Genomic DNA, 19,054 nt, shown 5'->3' with positions numbered 1-19,054 from the left:
AGAGGTGTTTATGAATATTTGGACCAAATTAGCAATGTTTTCTTTTTTTGAAACGGATCGCTTGTATTTGCGTCCTTTCTTTTTTAGTGATAGTCAGGATTTCCACGAGATAGCTTCGAATCCAGAAAATCTTCAATTTATTTTTCCAACGCAGGCAAGTCTAGAAGAAAGCCAGTATGCACTGGCTAATTACTTTATGAAGTCCCCTTTGGGAGTGTGGGCAATTTGTGACCAGAAAAATCAACAAATGATTGGTTCAATTAAGTTTGAGAAGCTAGATGAAATTAAAAAAGAAGCAGAACTTGGTTATTTTTTGAGAAAAGATGTATGGTGTCAAGGTTTTATGACAGAAGTTGTAAGAAAACTTTGCCAACTTTCTTTTGAGGAATTTGGTTTAAAACAATTGTCCATTATTACCCACCTTGAAAATGAAGCTAGTCAACGGGTTGCTCTTAAGTCTGGATTTCGATTGATTCGTCAGTTTAAGGGAAGTGATCGTTACACAAGAAAAATGCGAGATTATCTTGAATTTCGGTATGTAAAAGGAGAATTCAATGAGTAAGCATCAGGAAATTCTAAGCTATTTGGAGGAATTACCCGTTGGTAAAAGAGTCAGTGTTCGAAGCATTTCTAACCATCTAGGAGTCAGTGATGGAACGGCTTATCGGGCTATTAAAGAAGCTGAAAACCGTGGAATTGTAGAGACTCGCCCAAGAAGTGGTACTATCCGTGTTAAATCTCAGAAAGTTGCTATAGAGAGATTAACTTTTGCTGAAATTGCTGAAGTGACTTCTTCTGAGGTTCTGGCTGGTCAAGAAGGTTTAGAGAGAGAATTTAGTAAGTTTTCTATTGGTGCCATGACCGAACAAAACATCTTATCCTATCTTCATGATGGGGGGCTCTTGATTGTTGGAGACCGGACTCGTATTCAATTGTTAGCATTGGAAAATGAAAATGCAGTTCTGGTTACAGGTGGATTTCAGGTTCATGATGACGTGCTTAAACTGGCCAATCAAAAAGGAATTCCTGTTTTAAGAAGCAAACATGACACTTTCACTGTCGCGACCATGATTAATAAGGCCTTGTCAAATGTTCAAATCAAAACAGATATTTTGACAGTTGAGAAACTTTATCGCCCGAGTCATGAATATGGTTTTCTGAGAGAGACTGATACTGTTAAAGATTATTTGGACTTAGTTCGTAAGAATCGTAGCAGCCGTTTCCCAGTTATCAATCAACACCAGGTTGTGGTGGGAGTTGTAACCATGAGAGATGCTGGTGATAAATCACCAAGCACGACAATTGATAAAGTCATGTCTCGTAGTCTATTTTTGGTTGGTTTATCGACAAATATTGCCAATGTGAGTCAACGGATGATTGCTGAAGATTTTGAAATGGTACCGGTTGTTCGGAATAATCAAACCTTGCTTGGAGTTGTGACACGACGAGATGTCATGGAGAAGATGAGCCGTTCCCAAGTTTCTGCTCTACCAACTTTTTCTGAGCAGATTGGTCAAAAACTTTCTTATCACCATGATAAAGTAGTGATTACAGTGGAACCCTTTATGCTAGAGAAGAACGGTGTTTTGGCTAATGGTGTATTGGCAGAAATTTTGACCCACATGACACAAGATTTAGTTGTGAATAGTGGTCGCAATCTCATCATCGAGCAAATGCTGATCTACTTTTTACAGGCTGTTCAGATAGATGATATACTGCGCATTCAAGCACGCATTATTCATCATACTAGACGGTCAGCTATTATTGACTACGATATTTATCATGGTCATCAGATTGTTTCAAAAGCAAATGTGACTGTTAAAATTAATTAGAAACTAGGAGAAAAGATGATAACATTAAAATCAGCTCGTGAAATTGAAGCTATGGACAAGGCTGGAGATTTTCTAGCAAGTATTCATATCGGCTTACGTGATTTGATTAAGCCTGGTCTAGATATGTGGGAAGTTGAAGAGTATGTTCGCCGTCGTTGTAAAGAAGAAAATTTCCTTCCACTTCAGATTGGGGTTGACGGTGCAATGATGGACTATCCTTATGCTACCTGCTGCTCTCTTAATGATGAAGTAGCTCATGCTTTCCCTCGTCACTATATCTTGAAAGATGGTGATTTGCTCAAAGTTGATATGGTTTTGGGAGGTCCAATTGCTAAATCTGACCTAAATGTCTCAAAATTAAACTTCAACAATGTTGAACAAATGAAAAAATACACTCAGAGCTATTCTGGTGGCCTAGCAGACTCTTGTTGGGCTTATGCTGTTGGTACACCGTCCGAAGAAGTGAAAAACTTGATGGATGTGACTAAAGAAGCTATGTATAAGGGAATTGAGCAGGCTGTTGTTGGAAATCGTATCGGTGATATCGGTGCGGCTATTCAAGAATATGCTGAAAGTCGTGGATACGGTGTAGTGCGTGATTTGGTTGGTCATGGTGTTGGCCCAACTATGCATGAAGAACCAATGGTTCCTAACTATGGTATTGCAGGTCGTGGGCTTCGTCTCCGTGAAGGAATGGTCTTGACTATTGAACCGATGATCAATACAGGTGACTGGGAAATTGATACAGATATGAAGACCGGTTGGGCACATAAAACCATTGACGGTGGACTATCTTGTCAATATGAACACCAATTTGTCATTACTAAGGATGGTCCAGTAATCTTGACTAGTCAGGGTGAAGAAGGAACTTATTAATAAAAAGTGAAAAGACTACTGGAAGTTCATTTTGTTAGAAAACCCATTAAATCTTTTCATAAAAAACGCATTGTATCAAGCTTTTAATGCCTGGTATAATGCGTTTTTCTGATTTCAAAAATAAAATTCTTCTAAAATAGTACACTTCAGGTTAAAAAAATGACATTTCAGATTTTCTGTTCCAGAAATAGCTATCACTATGATATAATTATTTTATGATTATTACTATTCCTATAAAAAATCAAAAAGATATTGGCACACCATCCGATTCGGTCGTTGTTCTCGGTTATTTTGATGGTATACATAAAGGACACCAAGAATTGTTTCGTGTTGCCAACAAGGCTGCGATGAAAGACTTATTGCCTATCGTAGTTATGACTTTTAATGAATCTCCAAAGATTGCTTTAGAGCCTTATCATCCGGATTTGTTTTTGCATATTTTGAACCCTGCTGAACGTGAAAGAAAATTAAAACGAGAAGGTGTAGAAGAATTGTATCTCCTTGATTTTAGTAGCAAATTTGCTAGTCTCACAGCAGAAGAATTTTTTGCGACTTATATCAAGGCTATGAATGCCAAAATTATTGTTGCAGGTTTTGATTATACATTTGGTTCTGACAAAAAAACAGCAGAAGATTTAAAGGATTACTTTGATGGAGAAGTTATCATTGTCCCACCTGTTGAAGATGAGAAAGGAAAGATTAGTTCAACTCGTATCCGTCAAGCTATTTTAGATGGAAATGTGAAAGAAGCAGGAGAACTTTTGGGGGCACCGCTTCCATCCAGAGGTATGGTGGTTCATGGTAATGCTCGTGGTCGTACGATTGGTTATCCAACAGCTAATTTAGTGCTTTTAGACCGTACTTATATGCCAGCAGATGGCGTTTATGTTGTTGATGTTGAGATTCAAAGACAGAAGTATCGTGCTATGGCTAGTGTCGGGAAAAATGTGACCTTTGATGGAGAAGAAGCACGTTTTGAAGTCAATATTTTTGATTTTAATCAAGATATTTATGGGGAAACCGTCATGGTTTATTGGCTTGATCGCATTCGTGATATGACAAAATTTGATTCTGTTGACCAATTAGTGGATCAGTTAAAGGCTGATGAAGAAGTCGCTCGGAATTGGTCTTGAGCGTTTTAGAAAACAAAAAAGAGGTTGTTTGTAACCCAAAAGATAGATGAATAAGTCTAACTTTTGAGGTCACTACACTACCTCTTTTTATTCTTTTTCAAAGGTGAAGCCTTCTCCAAGGATTTCATGGGCTTCTGTAATTGTGATAAAGGCTTGAGGATCGATTCGATGAATCATTTCTTTCATTTTAACAATTTCATTTCTTCCGACAATACAGTAGATAATTTTCAAATCTTTTTGACTATAGTAGCCTTGTCCTGAGATAAAAGTAACACCTCTTCCTAGGTCATCATTAATAGCCTTAGCAAGTTGGTCAGGACGTTTGGTAATAATCATAAATCCTTTACCTGCGTATCCTCCTTCTCCAATCAAATCAATCACTCGGGATACAATGAAAGTAAAGAGAAGAGTGTAAGTAACCAATCTTAAATCCTTAAAAATAAGGAGAATGAGCATGAGAATACAAAAATCTAAGATAAAAAGCAGTTTCCCCATGGACAAATGAGTGTATTTGTTGAGAATACGAGCTAGAATATCAGTTCCGCCCGTCGTACCTCCAGCATTAAAGATAATGCCCAGACCGATTCCTAATAGAATTCCCGCTATAAGGGCTGTAATTAGTAAATCACCTTGAAGATCAATATGAAGGGGAATACGTTCAAAAAAAGCTAACCAGGCAGATAAAGCCAAGGTTCCGAGCAGACTAGAATAGAGAGACTTTGCTCCAAAAATCTTCCAAGCTAGTATGAAAAGGGGAATATTAATCAGCAGGTTCATGAGAGAAACAGGGATTTTAAAAAGATAAAAGGTGATGAGGGTAATACCTGTCGCCCCTCCTTCAAAGAGATGATGGGGAACTACAAAATAAGTCAACCCAAAAGCATAAATAGCAGCACCTAGTAAAATGGTTAAAATGGGATAAATTTTTTTAATCATAGGGACCTCTTTTCTTATAAGTAGATTATATCAAATTTTTAAGGAAAATTTGAATGACTCCATTAGGATTTTTAATCTTTTTTTGATATAATTAAAAGTAAGAAAACCAATCTGAATCCTAAAATAGAAAGATTGATACTATGACAAAAATTAAGATTGTAACCGATTCATCTGTTACTATTGAACCTGAACTAGTAAAACAATTAGATATCACTGTTGTTCCTTTATCTGTAATGATTGATAATGTTGTTTATTCTGATGCGGATTTGAAAGAAGAAGGTAAATTTCTTCAGTTGATGCAAGCAAGTAAGAACCTTCCGAAAACAAGTCAGCCACCTGTAGGTGTCTTTGCTGAAGTTTTTGAAGACCTATGCAAAGATGGTAGCCAGATTCTTGCTATTCATATGTCCCATGCTCTTTCTGGTACTGTAGAAGCGGCACGTCAAGGTGCTAGCTTATCTACTGCCGATGTGACAGTTATTGATAGTTCCTTCACTGACCAAGCCTTGAAATTCCAAGTTGTTGAGGCTGCAAAATTAGCGCAAGAAGGCAAAGAGTTGGAGGAAATCTTATCTCATGTAGAAGAGGTTAAAAACCATACAGAGCTCTATATTGGTGTTTCTACTTTGGAAAATCTTGTCAAAGGTGGACGAATAGGGCGTGTAACTGGATTGTTGAGCTCACTTCTCAATATACGTGTTGTCATGCAGATGAAAGACCATGAATTGCAGCCAATCGTTAAAGGTCGTGGAGCTAAAACTTTTAAAAAATGGTTAGATGAGTTGATAACATCACTCTCTGAACGTTCTGTAGCAGAGATTGGAATTTCATATTCTGGAAGTTCTGATTGGGCAAAAGAGATGAAAGAAAGCTTACAAGCTTATGTTGAAAAGCCAATTTCAGTTTTGGAAACGGGCTCTATTATTCAAACTCACACGGGTGAGAATGCTTGGGCTATTTTAGTACGTTACCACTCCTAAAAAAATAAATAAAATGGGAAGAAATAGCGCTTTTAACTTGACCTAAAAGGGATTTTAGGATATGATTATATTTGTTAATTAGAAATTAAATTGGAGGAATCATTAACATGGCAAACAAACAAGATTTGATCGCTAAAGTAGCAGAAGCTACAGAATTGACTAAGAAAGACTCAGCAGCAGCAGTTGAAGCTGTATTCGCAGCAGTAACTGAGTACCTTGCAGCTGGTGAAAAAGTTCAATTGATCGGTTTTGGTAACTTTGAAGTTCGTGAGCGTGCTGCACGTAAAGGTCGCAACCCACAAACTGGGAAAGAAATCAAGATTGCAGCTTCTAAAGTTCCAGCATTCAAAGCTGGTAAAGCTCTTAAAGACGCTGTTAAATAATTAGCCTTTAAAAAGCCTATTGCATCGAGCTTTCTAGCTTGGGCAGTAGGCTTTTTTGTGTATAGGGGGCAAAAAAGGGGGTAGAATCTGAATGAACTAGTACCGGAAAATCTTTCAAATACAGACTAATTCAAATTGCGTAGCAGAAATCATACAAATGAAATTGATTATAGTAAAATAGGATTAGAATTATTAAGAAAGTTGGTTTTTTATTGGAAACGATAGTATTTTCAATCTCCGTTTTTTTAGCAGGGATTTTGTCCTTCTTTTCCCCTTGCATTTTTCCTCTGTTACCTGTTTATACTGGAATTTTGCTGGATGATCAGGAAAGTGCAAAAAGCTTTTCTTTGTTTGGTAGAAAAGTTGCGTGGTCTGGCTTGATTCGAACTCTTTGCTTTATCGCAGGCATTTCACTCATTTTCTTTATTAGACTTCCTGCGAAACAAAAATATGATACAATAAAACTATGAATTATGAATCAAGTAAAGTATTAAGTGATGCACGATTTAAGCGCCTTGTTGGTGTTCAGCGTACTACTTTTGAAGAGATGTTAGCTGTGTTAAAAACAGCTTATCAACGTAAACACGCAAAAGGTGGACGAACCCCTAAGTTAAGCCTAGAAAACCTCCTCATGGCTACTCTTCAATATATGCGAGAATACCGCACTTATGAACAAATTGCGGCTGATTTTGGCATTCACGAAAGCAACTTAATCCGTCGGAGTCAATGGGTTGAAGCAACTCTTATTCAAAATGGTTTTACGATTTCAAAAACTCATCTTAGTGCTGAGGATACGGTGATTGTGGATGCAACAGAGGTAAAAATCAATCGTCCTAAAAAAATCAACTAGCCAATTATTCTGGTAAAAAGAAATGTCATGCTATGAAAGCTCAGGCGATTGTCACAAGCCAAGGGAGAATTGTTTCTTTGGATATTGCAGTGAACTATTGCCACGATATGAAGTTGTTCAAAATGAGTCGCAGAAACATCGGACAAGCTGGTAAAATCTTGGCAGACAGTGGTTATCAAGGGATCATGAAGATGTATTCACAAGCGCAAACTCCGAGGAAATCAAGTAAACTTAAGCCACTAACTCTTGAAGATAAATCCTATAATCATGTGCTATCTAAAGAGAGAATCAAGGTTGAGAATATTTTTGCCAAAGTAAAAACGTTTAAAATGTTTTCAACAACCTATCGAAATCGACGTAAACGCTTTGGATTACGAATGAATTTGATTGCTGGAATTATCAACCGTGAACTAGGATTTTAGTTTCGCAGGAAGTCTATTCTAGGATTTGGTGCTGGTTACTTTGGTAATATTCTCTATGCCAATTGGTTTCGCTATACCATGGGAACAATTATTATCATTTTAGGCCTTCACCAAATGGAAATTTTTCATTTTAAGAAATTAGAGATCCAAAAAAGCTTTACTTTTAAGAAATCAGAAGCCAATCGTTATTGGTCAGCCTTTTTACTCGGTATTACTTTTAGCTTTGGTTGGACGCCTTGTATTGGTCCAGTTTTGAGTTCTGTTTTAGCGCTTGCGGCTTCTGGAGGAAATGGCGCTTGGCAAGGTGCTATCTATACCTTGATTTACACTCTAGGGATGGCCATTCCTTTCTTGCTCTTGGCCCTAGCTTCAGGAGTAGTGATGCCTTATTTTAGTAAAATTAAACGTCATATGATGCTACTGAAGAAAATTGGTGGTTTCCTCATTATTTTAATGGGAATTTTGTTACTATTAGGACAGGTAAATGTTCTAGCTGGAATTTTTGAATAAAGGAGAAAAAGATGAAAAAAGTAATGTTTGCTGGCTTAAGCCTCTTGTCAGTAGTTGTATTGATGGCCTGTGGTGAGGAAGAGTCTAAAAATACTCAAGCACCAGAACAATCCCCAAAACAACAGCAACAAACGACTGTACAACAAATTGCTGTTGGGAAAGAGGCTCCAGACTTTACCTTACAATCCATGGATGGTAAAGAAGTTAAGTTATCTGATTATAAGGGTAAAAAAGTCTACTTGAAATTTTGGGCTTCATGGTGTGGTCCATGTAAGAAAAGTATTCCTGAGTTAATGAAATTAGCTGAAAAAGAAGATCGTGACTTTGAAATTCTTAGTGTCATTGCACCAGGAATTCAGGGTGAAAAAACTGTCGAGCAATTCCCACAATGGTTCCAAGAACAAGGATATAAGGATATCCCAGTACTTTATGATACTAAAGCAACAACTTTCCAAGCTTATCAAATTCGAAGCATTCCTACAGAATACCTGATTGACAGTCAAGGAAAGATTGGAAAGATTCAATTTGGTGTTATCAGTAATGCGGATGCAGAAGCAGCCTTTAAAGAAATGAACTAGAATTGATAAAGAAAATCTGATTACAAAAGAGTAGTCAGATTTTTTTAGAAAAATATTTTATAAATATTCACAAATGTTCTATATTTATGGTAAAATAGAATCATCATTTTATTTTGGAGTCAAAGATGAATATATTTAGAACAAAGAATGTTAGTTTGGATAAAACGGAGATGCACAGGCATTTGAAATTATGGGATTTGATTTTGTTAGGTATCGGAGCCATGGTAGGGACAGGCGTCTTTACAATTACAGGTACTGCAGCCGCAACTCTAGCGGGTCCAGCCCTAGTGATTTCAATTGTCATTTCTGCCTTGTGTGTGGGATTATCAGCTCTCTTTTTTGCAGAGTTTGCTTCACGAGTACCCGCTACAGGAGGTGCCTACAGCTATCTCTATGCTATTTTAGGAGAATTCCCAGCTTGGTTGGCTGGTTGGTTAACCATGATGGAATTCATGACAGCCATATCAGGCGTAGCTTCGGGTTGGGCAGCTTATTTTAAAGGCTTGCTTTCTCAATACGGGATAGCCCTTCCTCAGGCTTTAAATGGTACCTTTAATCCTCAAGCAGGGACGATTGTTGATTTATTACCTATTCTTGTATTGGTTCTAGTTACCTCGCTTGTTTTACTTAATGCCAAGGCTGCCTTACGCTTTAATTCTATTCTAGTGATTTTGAAATTTTCCGCTTTAGCTCTCTTTATTTTGGTTGGAATTTGGCATATCAAGCTTGATAATTGGAGCAATTTTGCTCCTTATGGTTTTGGCCAAATCTATGGCGCTAGTACTGGTATTATGGCTGGTGCGTCCTTGATGTTCTTTGGTTTTTTGGGCTTTGAATCCATCTCTATGGCTGTAGATGAAGTCAAGACTCCTCAAAAAAATATTCCTAGAGGGATTGTCTTATCGCTTTCTATCGTAACCATTCTTTATGCCTTGGTGACTCTTGTTTTGACTGGTGTGCTTCACTATAGTCATCTAAATGTCGACGATGCCGTTGCCTTTGCCCTTCGTAGCGTTGGGATTAGTTGGGCAGCTAATTATGTGTCATTAGTGGCTATCTTGACCTTGATTACTGTTTGTATCTCGATGACTTATGCCCTATCGCGTATGATTTACAGTTTAGCGCGTGATGGCTTGATGCCTGCTGCCTTTAAAGAACTGACCAAAACAAGCAAGGTACCCAAAAATGCTACTATCTTGACAGGCCTAGCTTCATCAGTAGCAGCAGGAATGTTCCCGCTAGCTAGTATTGCAGCCTTCTTAAATATTTGTACCTTAGCCTACTTGATTATGCTGGCCTATGGTTTGATTCGCTTACGGAGAGAAAAGGGGACGCCCAAAGCAGGAGAATTTAAAACACCACTGGTACCCTTATTACCGATTTTATCAATCATCATTTGTTTATCCTTTATGTTACAGTATAATATGGAAACTTGGATTGCTTTCTTAGTTGCATTGTTAGTAGGAAGTATCATTTACTTTACTTATGGCTATAAGCATTCTACCATAGAAGAATAATACTCTTCGAAAATCTCTTCAAACCACGTCAGCTTCGCCTTGCCGTATGTATGGTTACTGACTTCGTCAGTTTCATCTACAACCTCAAAAACATGTTTTGAGCTGACTTCGTCAGTCTTATCTACAACCTCAAAACAGTGTTTTGAGCAACCTACGGCTAGCTTCCTAATTTGCTCTTTGATTTTCATTGAGTATATAAAGTGAGAATCTGTTGAGTTGTTGAAACTCAGCAGATTCTTATATTGTGAAAGAAATTTCAAATTTTTTCTAAAAATATCTTGACAGATTAAATTTTTAGGAGTAGAATGTTTACCAGTTAATTAAATAGTTAAGGGGTTGTATATGAAAAAACAAAGTTTATTTTTAGTATTGTTAAGTATCTTTCTTTTGTGTTTAAGTGCTTGTGGGCAGAAGGAGAGCCAGTCAGGTAAAGGGATGAAAATTGTGACCAGTTTTTATCCTATCTATGCCATGGTCAAGGAAGTATCTGGTGACTTGAATGATGTTCGAATGATTCAGTCAAGTAGTGGGATTCATTCTTTTGAACCTTCAGCAAATGATATCGCAGCCATCTATGATGCAGATGTCTTTGTTTACCATTCGCATACGCTTGAATCCTGGGCGGGAAGTCTGGATCCCAATCTAAAAAAATCCAAAGTTAAGGTTTTAGAGGCATCTGAGGGTATGACTTTAGATCGTGTTCCAGGGTTAGAAGATGTGGAAGCAGGGGATGGAGTTGATGAAAAAACGCTTTATGATCCTCACATATGGCTAGATCCTGAAAAAGCTGGCGAAGAAGCTCAGATTATCGCTGATAAACTTTCAGAGGTGGATAGTGAGCATAAAGAAACTTACCAGAAAAATGCGCAAGCCTTTATCAAAAAAGCTCAAGAATTGACTAAGAAATTCCAGCCTAAATTTGAAAAAGCGACTCAGAAAACCTTTGTAACACAACATACAGCATTTTCTTATCTAGCTAAGCGATTTGGACTCAATCAACTTGGTATTGCAGGTATCTCTCCTGAACAAGAACCAAGTCCACGACAACTAACAGAAATTCAGGAATTTGTTAAAACCTATAAGGTTAAAACGATCTTTACAGAAAGCAACGCTTCTTCAAAAGTAGCTGAAACTCTTGTTAAATCAACAGGTGTAGGTCTTAAAACTCTGAATCCTTTAGAGGCAGACCCACAAAATGACAAGACTTACCTAGAAAATCTTGAAGAAAATATGAGTGTTCTAGCAGAAGAATTAAAGTGAGGAAAGAATGAAAATCAATAAAAAATATGTAGCGGGTTCAGTGGCAGTTCTTGCCCTAAGTGTTTGTTCCTATGAACTTGGTCGTTACCAAGCTGGTCAAGTTAAGAAAGATTCTAATCGAGTTGCTTATATAGATGGTGATCAGGCTGGTCAAAAGGCAGAGAACTTGACACCAGATGAAGTTAGTAAGAGAGAGGGAATCAACGCCGAACAAATTGTTATAAAGATTACGGATCAAGGTTATGTGACCTCTCATGGAGATCATTATCATTACTATAATGGCAAGGTTCCTTATGACGCTATCATCAGTGAAGAACTGCTGATGAAAGATCCGAATTATCAGTTGAAGGATTCAGACATTGTCAATGAAATTAAGGGTGGCTATGTGATTAAGGTAGACGGGAAATACTATGTTTACCGTAAGGATGCGGCTCATGCGGACAATATTCGGACAAAAGAAGAGATTAAACGTCAGAAGCAGGAACACAGTAGTAATCATGGAGGCGCTTCTAACGATCAGGCGGTAGTTGCAGCCAGAGCTCAGGGTCGTTATACAACGGATGATGGGTATATCTTTAATGCATCTGATATCATGGATGATACGGGTGATGCCTATATCGTTCCTCATGGAAATCACTTCCACTATATTCCGAAGAGTGACTTGTCTGCCAGTGAATTAGCTGCTGCCCAAGCCTTCTTATCTGGAAAAGGTGGCCAATTAAGTACGGTTGAATATCGTTCAAGCAGAGCTGAAACAAGATCTAGTGTGAGAACAAGTCAATCTGAGACCCCTCAAAATCCTGCAACAAATTCTGAGAGTCAAAATGAGGATTTAGCTAGTCTCCTTCAAGAATTGTACGCTTTGCCACTTAGCCAACGTCATGTGGAGTCTGATGGCTTGGTATTTGACCCAGCACAGATTACAAAACGTACTGCCAATGGTGTGGCAGTTCCTCACGGGGACCATTTCCATTTCATTCCTTATTCGCAAATGTCTGCTTTGGAAGAAAAATTGGCTCGAAATCTGCCAATTGGAGGTCAGCCAGTTCAAAGTCATGCTGACAATACGAAACAAAGCAGTACAGATAAACCAAGTTCAACACCAAGTTCACCGATTAAACCAAACTTTAATCTCAATACGCCTGCACCGAATCGAGGAACTGGAGGAGCCTATACAACGGATGATGGGTATGTCTTTAGTCCGACAGATGTGATTGAAGATACAGGTGATGCTTTTGTTGTACCGCATGGCAATCATTTCCACTATATTCCGAAGAGTGATTTGTCAGCAGGAGAATTGGCTGCTGCCCAAGCTTATTGGAATGGTAAACAGGGCTCACATTCTGCCACAAGCTCAAGTAAACCAAGTAGTGATAATGCTAAACCAGCCCAACCAAGTTTGACAGAGACTCCAAACCTGACTGTCACTCCAACTTATCATCAAGACCAAGGGGAAGATATCCCAACACTTTTAAGTGAATTGTATGCCAAACCTTTATCAGAACGCCATGTGGAATCGGATGGACTAGTCTTTGATCCGGCACAAATCATCAAACGTACAGCTAACGGTGTCGCAGTGCCTCACGGAGACCATTATCACTTTATTCCTTATTCACAAATGTCTGATTTAGAGCAGAAGATTGCTAGAATTATTCCGTTAAAAGGGCAAAATGGATTAAATCAAATTGCTACAGATATTAAACCTTTAGTATCAAAAGAAGTAGTTCATAAGTTCTTAGGACAACCAATCAAAGCATATGGAAAAGGTTTAGATGGTAAGCCTTATGATACGAGTGATGGATACATATTTACCAAAGATTCCATCGATTCTGTTGATAAATCAGGTGTTATTGCCAAACACGGAGATCATTTCCATTATATGGGATATGGTGAATTAGAACAATTCGAATTGGATGAAGTTGCTAAATGGATTCACGAAACTGGTAAAAATCCAGATGACATCGTTTCTTTAGTTCATTCAGTTGAGAAGGAAAGACCAAAGTTTGATTATAAAAAAGTAACTAATAAGATTTCTAGAAATAGTAAAGTTGGTTATATAATTAATGAAGGTGGTAAAGATTATTTTTATTCACGTGAAGAACTCGATCTTACTCAAATAGCTTTTTCTGAGCAGGAACTAATGCTTAAAGATAAAGATACTTATCGTTATGATATTGCAGAAACAGAAATTAAACCAAGATTAGCTGTTGATGTATCTAGCTTGCCTATGCATGCAGCCAATACTACGTATGATACTGGAACTTCCTTCATTATTCCGCATATCGACCACATTCACGTCGTACCTTATTCTTGGTTAAGTAGTGAGCAAATTGCAACTATAAAATATGTAATGCAGCATCCTGATGTGCGTCCTGAAGTTTGGTCAAAACCAGGTCATGATGATGCTGGATCTGTTATTGCTAATGTAACTCCTCTTGAAAAACGTCCTGGAATGCAGAACTGGCAAATTATCCATTCTGCGGAAGAAGTTCAGAAAGCACTTAAAGAAGGCAAGTTTGCAACTCCTGATGGATATATTTTTGATCCTCAGGATGTATTGGCAAAGGGAACTTATATTTGGGCAGATAAATCTTTCAGTATTCCAAAAGCTAGTGGTGATTCATTGAGAAGTATCAATCAGTCTGATTTATCAGAGAAAGAGTGGAAACAAGCTCAAGAGTTGATAGCTAAAAGAAGTGAAGAAAAAGAAACAACAAATGATTCTTCTAATTCACATCTAGTTTCTTCAGATAAGAAATCGGAAACAAAGAAAGATGCAACGGATTCAAACAAAGTTGATGAACAACCAAAGGATAATAAATCTCAAAATGAGGCAGATGCGACTAGCAGCAATCCTTCAGTCGAAAAAGTTGGTGAAGAAGAAAAATCACATACAGAAAATAAAGAAGATGATTATGATGAGATACCAGATTATGGATTAGATAAGGATACTTTAAAAAATCATATAAACCAAATAGCTCAAATTGCTCAAATTGATTCTAAATATCTTATTTTTTCATCAGAAGGAGTTCAGTTTTATAATAAGAATGGGGATTTAGTAACCTATGACATTAAAACTCTTAAGCAAATAAAACCTTAGAATATTTTGACTGATGATCATCTAGCTGAAAGGATATTGTTCTATTATTGGATAGAATAATGTCCTTTTATTTGTTAATAAAAAGAAGAAATTTCTTGCTAAAAAATGAAAAAAGATTCTTAAAGTAATCATTTTATTATCTTTCACTAAAAATCTTGACAGATAAACTTAAAAAAGGTAAACTATTTACTGGTTAATTAAATGGTTAAATAACCAGTTTAGAAAAAATTGTTTAACCGAGAAAAAGAAGTTAAGAAAAAGCTTCATCATTTATTGAAATGAGGGATTTATGAAATTCAGTAAAAAGTATATTGCAGCTGGATCAGCTGTTATCGTATCCTTGAGTCTTTGCGCCTATGCGTTGAACCAGCATCGCTCGCAGGAAAATAAGGACAATAATCGTGTCTCTTATGTAGATGGTAGCCAGTCAAGTCAGAAAACTGAAAACCTGACACCAGATCAGGTTAGCCAAAAAGAAGGAATTCAGGCTGAGCAAATTGTCATCAAAATTACAGATCAGGGCTATGTAACGTCACACGGTGATCACTATCATTACTATAATGGGAAAGTTCCTTATGATGCCCTTTTTAGTGAAGAACTTTTGATGAAGGACCCACACTATCAACTTAAAGATGCTGATATTGTCAATGAGGTCAAGGGTGGTTATATCATCAAGGTCGATGGAAAATATTATGTCTATCTGAAAGATGTAGCTCATGCTGATAATGTTCGAACCAAGGATGAAATCAACCGTCAAAAACAAGAACATGTCAAAGATAATGAGAAGGTCAGCTCTGATGTTGCTGTAGCAAGATCTCAGGGACGCTATACAACAGATGATGGTTATGTCTTTAATCCAGCTGATATTATCGAAGATACTGGTGATGCTTATATCGTTCCTCACGGAGGTCACTACCATTATATTCCAAAAAGTGATTTGTCTGCTAGTGAGTTAGCTGCTGCTAAAGCTCATTTAGCTGGCAAAAATACGCAACCGAGTCAGTTGAGCTATTCTTCAACAGTTAGTGACAATAATACTCAAGTTATAGATCAAGGATCAACTAGCAAACCAGAACGTAAAGCTGAAAGTCTCCAAAGTCTTTTGAAGGAACTCTATGATTTACCTAGCGACAAACGTTACAGTGAATCAGATGGTCTGGTCTTTGACCCTACTAAGATTATCAGTCGTACACCAAATGGAGTTGCGATTCCGCACGGCGACCATTACCACTTTATTCCTTACAGCAAGCTTTCTGCTTTGGAAGAAAAGATTGCCAGAATGATTCCTATCGGTGGAACTGGTTCTACGGTTTCTACAAATGAAAAACATAATGAAGTAGTGTCTAGTATAGGAAGTCTTCCAAGTAATCCATCTAGTTTGAATCATGCTTCATTGACTAGGAATAAGGAATTCTCTTCAACTTCTGATGGTTATGTCTTTAATCCAAAAGATATCGTTGAAGAAACGGCTACAGCTTATATTGTAAGACATGGTGATCATTTCCATTACATTCCTAAGTCGAATCAAATTGGACAGCCGACTCTTCCAAACAATGGTCTAGCAACACCTTCTCCATCTCTTCCAATCAATCCAGGAATTTCACATGAGGAACATGAAGAAGATGGACACGGCTTTGATGTCAATCGCGTCATCAGTGAGGATGAGCAAGGTTTTGTCATGAGTCACGGTGACCACAATCATTACTTCTTCAAGAAGGATTTGACAGCAGAGCAAATCAAGGCGGCGCAGGATCACTTGAAAGGGGCAAATACGACAATACCAAGTGCATCTCATGATGATCATGATGAAGAAGAAGAGCATGATCGCCATCATGGTGATGAACATGATCATGGGTTTGATGCAGATAGAGTCATCAGTGAAGATGTGTCAGGTTTTGTCATGACTCATGGCGACCACAATCATTACTTCTTTAAGAAAGATTTGACACCTGAGCAAATTAAGGCAGCTCAAGATCATTTGAGAGGTAAAACGCCAGTAACACCAAGTCCAGCACATGATGACGATCATGATGAAGAAGCACATGGTCATCACCATGAAGAACACGGCCATGATTTTGATGCCAATCGAGTTATCAGTGAAGATGCGTCAGGCTTTGTCATGTCACATGGCGACCATAATCATTACTTCTTTAAGAAGGACTTGACAGCAGATCAAATTAAGGCAGCGCAGGATCACTTGAAAGGGGCAAATACGACAATACCAAGTGCATCTCATGATGATCATGATGAAGAAGAGCATGATCACCATCATGGTGATGAACATAATCATGGGTTTGATGCAGATAGAGTCATCAGTGAAGATACGTCAGGTTTTGTCATGACTCATGGCGACCACAATCATTACTTCTTTAAGAAAGATTTGACACCTGAGCAAATTAAGGCAGCGCAGAATCATTTGAAAACACATCATGATGCAGAGTATGTAAAACCTCTTGCTAAAACGGTAGAGTCTTTCTCAAGAGATGCTAGCGATGAAGAAAAGATTGCTTACATTTCTAAGACCTATGGTGTACCACTTGAAGCTATTAGAATTTCAAACGGATTCTTTGTCTTTGGAAATCCAGACCAAGCCTATGATCCAACTCATATCCATCCCTATGCTGTTCGTAAGGAACATGTTCGACTTCCACTCCAAACTGGCAATCCAGAACTTGATTTCTTAAATGAACTCTATACTACTGCCTTACGTGATGGTGTGTCTCCTTATAGCTTACAGGTAGAAAATGGTAGTTTTGTGATTCCTCATGGCGACCACAATCACTATATCAAGGTTCAAACTAAGGGCTATGAAGTAGCTTTGAAAAACAAGATTCCAGCTCTCCAATCCAACTATCAACCTGGAGATTTTGATGAGAAGGCAGTCTTGGCAAAAGTAGATCAACTTCTAGCTGAAAGTAGAACGATTTATCAAGATCAACCTATTAAACAAAGACAGATTGAGTTGGCTTTGGGTCAATTTACTGAGAGTATGAAGAAACTTGCAACCAACTCTACTGCGGGTTATCTTGCAAGACTTGACCTCTTTGATAAGCAATATATCCATATTGATGAAAGTGTCAAGCCTGTTGAAACCAGTGCTCTAGATAAGAAATATCAGGCCTTGATTGATAAAATCAATACACTAGATACTGACTCTTATGGACTTCCGAAAAAAGACCTTCTAGTTCGTCTTCAAGAAGCTAAGTTGGCTAAAGATGAGGTTGGTTTAGCAGCGATTGAATCACAACTTCAAGCTCTTCAAGACTTTAATGATCGTACTGGTGATACAACAGTGGAATACATCAAGTACTTTTATGAGCATGTAAATGATAGTCGTTTAAGTGATGATCTTCGTAATAAAGTTGCTAATTTGACTTTGACTTTGTATCAATCACAATCTTTCCGTAAGGCTGTGGACTTGAATAAACTGTTCCCAAGCATTTACCAAACAAAACAAGAAGTAGAAGAGACTTTGAAAAATCAGCCAACTTCTTCAAAAGTAAATGAAACAGTTTTAGATAAAGAAACAGTTGATAGTCAATCTGCTAAGCAAGCAATTTATGAATTCCTAAAAGAACTCTATCCTGATCTTAAGAAAGAAGAACATGTCAATCATGTCAGCAAGGAAGAAGTAGAAAGTCTTTTGAGCAAGGCAAATCAACTCTTGGAACAAATCCAAGAAGAAGGAATCAGACAATCCTTGGCAGAAGAAGTAGAAAATCTAAAAGCTGCCACAAACAAGGCTGATGCAGACTTGGATGAAGTAAACAGTCAGGTGAAAGATATCTTGACTCGTATCGCTAGCGCCCTTCAACAAGAAAAGGAAAATGCTGAGCAAGATCCTCAGACACTTGTACTCTATCAAAAACTCTACGATATTCTTATGTCGCTTCATGCTTATTTAGAAAACAATAAGGGTTCTGATGCAGACTTTGATAAGGTGGATGCATTACTAGATCAACTTTCTGCTAAGAGTAAAGATAAGGCTGCTTTACTTGAGTTGACAAAAGCTATTCTAGTCTTGAATCAAGAAATCAAGTCAAAATCAAGCGCAAGTGAAGAAGCAACTCCAGCAACAAATGCCGAATCAAATGGTGATAAGACCAGTGCTGAGAACCGACCAAACGTAGTTGCAGAATCTAACAGTGAAACTGCTAGCGACGAAAACAAAGCAAGCAATACAACAGACTCTAAACCTGCTGAATCAGCTTCAGAAAAGGAAACAACAGAATCTACAACAAGTACTGGAAATCAAGAAAAACCAGCAGAATAAAAAGAAAGGCGAAGTAGCTGAGCTACCTCGTCTTTTTAGGTACGACGGGCATGTCGTATATCTGAGGTGTAAGTCCTCCGTGGGCACCTGCTACCGGTGAACCCAATAGCGATTCCCAAGCCTGACTATCGTGAGGTAGCGGGGAGAGGAAGGGATAGCGAAATCGTGGCTCTACGAACAGGAACGTGATAGTAAGGCGTATATAGCGGATAAGGGGGCCTGAAACTCTAAAGTCCAAAAAGGTAGTCGTAACCTATATGCGTAAATCACGAGAGTAAACGAGGAAAGATGTACGACTTATCCCGTGAGGTCTCATGAGCGCTGAAAGCGTAGTAACAACGAATCATGAGAAGTCAGCCGAGCCCATAGTAGTGAGGAAGCTTCTGTAATGGAAGTGGAGCGAA

Annotated in this window: 14 protein-coding genes and 2 pseudogenes; 14 read left to right on the top strand and 2 right to left on the bottom strand. The window is 37.9% G+C overall.

Annotated elements, in window-relative coordinates; genetic code table 11:
* Window positions 1–10: 10 nt before the first annotated feature.
* From SMI_RS05860 to SMI_RS05845, 4 genes are all read left to right on the top strand, one after another.
* Window positions 11–562 carry a GNAT family N-acetyltransferase gene (locus SMI_RS05860; protein ID WP_001028728.1) on the top strand — a complete coding sequence of 184 codons (552 nt, stop codon included), beginning with the start codon at window positions 11–13 and terminating at the stop codon, window positions 560–562.
* The gene (spxR, locus tag SMI_RS05855; RefSeq protein WP_000033827.1) at window positions 555–1,832 is read left to right on the top strand and encodes a CBS-HotDog domain-containing transcription factor SpxR; all 1,278 of its coding nucleotides are present in this window, start codon (window positions 555–557) and stop codon (window positions 1,830–1,832) included. The genes SMI_RS05860 and spxR overlap by 8 nt, the downstream gene beginning before the upstream one ends.
* 15 nt (window positions 1,833–1,847) lie before the next feature.
* Window positions 1,848–2,708, top strand: a complete 861-nt coding sequence (locus SMI_RS05850) for a methionyl aminopeptidase (RefSeq protein WP_000631534.1) — start codon at window positions 1,848–1,850, stop codon at window positions 2,706–2,708.
* 215 nt (window positions 2,709–2,923) lie between these two features.
* Entirely contained in the window at window positions 2,924–3,841 is a 918-nt protein-coding gene (locus tag SMI_RS05845; RefSeq protein ID WP_000587430.1) for a bifunctional riboflavin kinase/FAD synthetase, read from the top strand.
* 87 nt (window positions 3,842–3,928) lie between these two features.
* On the opposite strand, the gene SMI_RS05840 is transcribed toward SMI_RS05845, so the two are convergent.
* Entirely contained in the window at window positions 3,929–4,777 is an 849-nt protein-coding gene (locus SMI_RS05840; protein ID WP_000592064.1) for a YitT family protein, read from the bottom strand.
* Between the two features lie 140 nt (window positions 4,778–4,917).
* Between SMI_RS05840 and SMI_RS05835 the strand changes: the two genes are divergently transcribed.
* The 7 genes and pseudogenes from SMI_RS05835 (at window position 4,918) to SMI_RS05805 (ending at window position 10,017) form a co-directional block, all read left to right on the top strand.
* Window positions 4,918–5,757, top strand: a complete 840-nt coding sequence (locus tag SMI_RS05835; RefSeq protein ID WP_000161407.1) for a DegV family protein — start codon at window positions 4,918–4,920, stop codon at window positions 5,755–5,757.
* A 107-nt stretch (window positions 5,758–5,864) separates the two neighbouring features.
* Window positions 5,865–6,140 carry an HU family DNA-binding protein gene (locus SMI_RS05830; RefSeq protein WP_001284640.1) on the top strand — a complete coding sequence of 92 codons (276 nt, stop codon included), beginning with the start codon at window positions 5,865–5,867 and terminating at the stop codon, window positions 6,138–6,140.
* A 212-nt stretch (window positions 6,141–6,352) separates the two neighbouring features.
* A pseudogene (locus tag SMI_RS05825) lies at window positions 6,353–6,568 on the top strand (cytochrome c biogenesis protein CcdA); the annotation flags it as partial.
* Between the two features lie 38 nt (window positions 6,569–6,606).
* A protein-coding gene (locus SMI_RS05820; protein ID WP_164925521.1) for an IS5 family transposase occupies window positions 6,607–7,412 on the top strand; the annotation gives its coding sequence in 2 pieces (ribosomal slippage) (window positions 6,607–6,981 and window positions 6,984–7,412; 804 coding nt in all).
* A gap of 15 nt (window positions 7,413–7,427) precedes the next feature.
* Window positions 7,428–7,922 (top strand): annotated as a pseudogene (locus SMI_RS05815) (cytochrome c biogenesis CcdA family protein); the annotation flags it as partial.
* A gap of 11 nt (window positions 7,923–7,933) precedes the next feature.
* Window positions 7,934–8,500 (top strand): thiol-disulfide oxidoreductase-associated lipoprotein SdbB, encoded by a 567-nt coding sequence (sdbB, locus tag SMI_RS05810; RefSeq protein WP_000757386.1) that lies wholly within the window; start codon window positions 7,934–7,936, stop codon window positions 8,498–8,500.
* A 125-nt stretch (window positions 8,501–8,625) separates the two neighbouring features.
* A complete protein-coding gene (locus SMI_RS05805) occupies window positions 8,626–10,017 on the top strand; it encodes an APC family permease (RefSeq protein ID WP_001020328.1) in 1,392 nt (463 codons plus the stop codon).
* Here the strand turns inward: SMI_RS05805 and SMI_RS10790 are convergent.
* The gene (locus SMI_RS10790) at window positions 9,990–10,205 is read right to left on the bottom strand and encodes a hypothetical protein (protein WP_231840202.1); all 216 of its coding nucleotides are present in this window, start codon (window positions 10,203–10,205) and stop codon (window positions 9,990–9,992) included. The genes SMI_RS05805 and SMI_RS10790 overlap by 28 nt on opposite strands.
* A 154-nt stretch (window positions 10,206–10,359) precedes the next feature.
* Between SMI_RS10790 and adcAII the strand changes: the two genes are divergently transcribed.
* The 3 genes from adcAII (at window position 10,360) to SMI_RS10925 (ending at window position 18,650) form a co-directional block, all read left to right on the top strand.
* Window positions 10,360–11,277: a zinc-binding lipoprotein AdcAII gene (adcAII, locus tag SMI_RS05795; protein WP_012972519.1), complete on the top strand. Its 918-nt coding sequence runs from the start codon at window positions 10,360–10,362 to the stop codon at window positions 11,275–11,277.
* Window positions 11,278–11,284: 7 nt separating this feature from the next.
* Window positions 11,285–14,377 carry a pneumococcal-type histidine triad protein gene (locus SMI_RS05790; RefSeq protein WP_000700513.1) on the top strand — a complete coding sequence of 1,031 codons (3,093 nt, stop codon included), beginning with the start codon at window positions 11,285–11,287 and terminating at the stop codon, window positions 14,375–14,377.
* Between the two features lie 289 nt (window positions 14,378–14,666).
* Window positions 14,667–18,650, top strand: coding sequence for a pneumococcal-type histidine triad protein (locus SMI_RS10925; protein WP_000672613.1), 3,984 nt, complete (start codon window positions 14,667–14,669; stop codon window positions 18,648–18,650).
* Window positions 18,651–19,054: the final 404 nt, after the last annotated feature.

It is taken from the genome of Streptococcus mitis B6 (assembly GCF_000027165.1).
Taxonomy (GTDB): domain Bacteria; phylum Bacillota; class Bacilli; order Lactobacillales; family Streptococcaceae; genus Streptococcus; species Streptococcus mitis_AR.
Note: the sequence above shows the minus strand (reverse complement) of the source record. Positions and strands in the feature narration are given on the sequence as shown.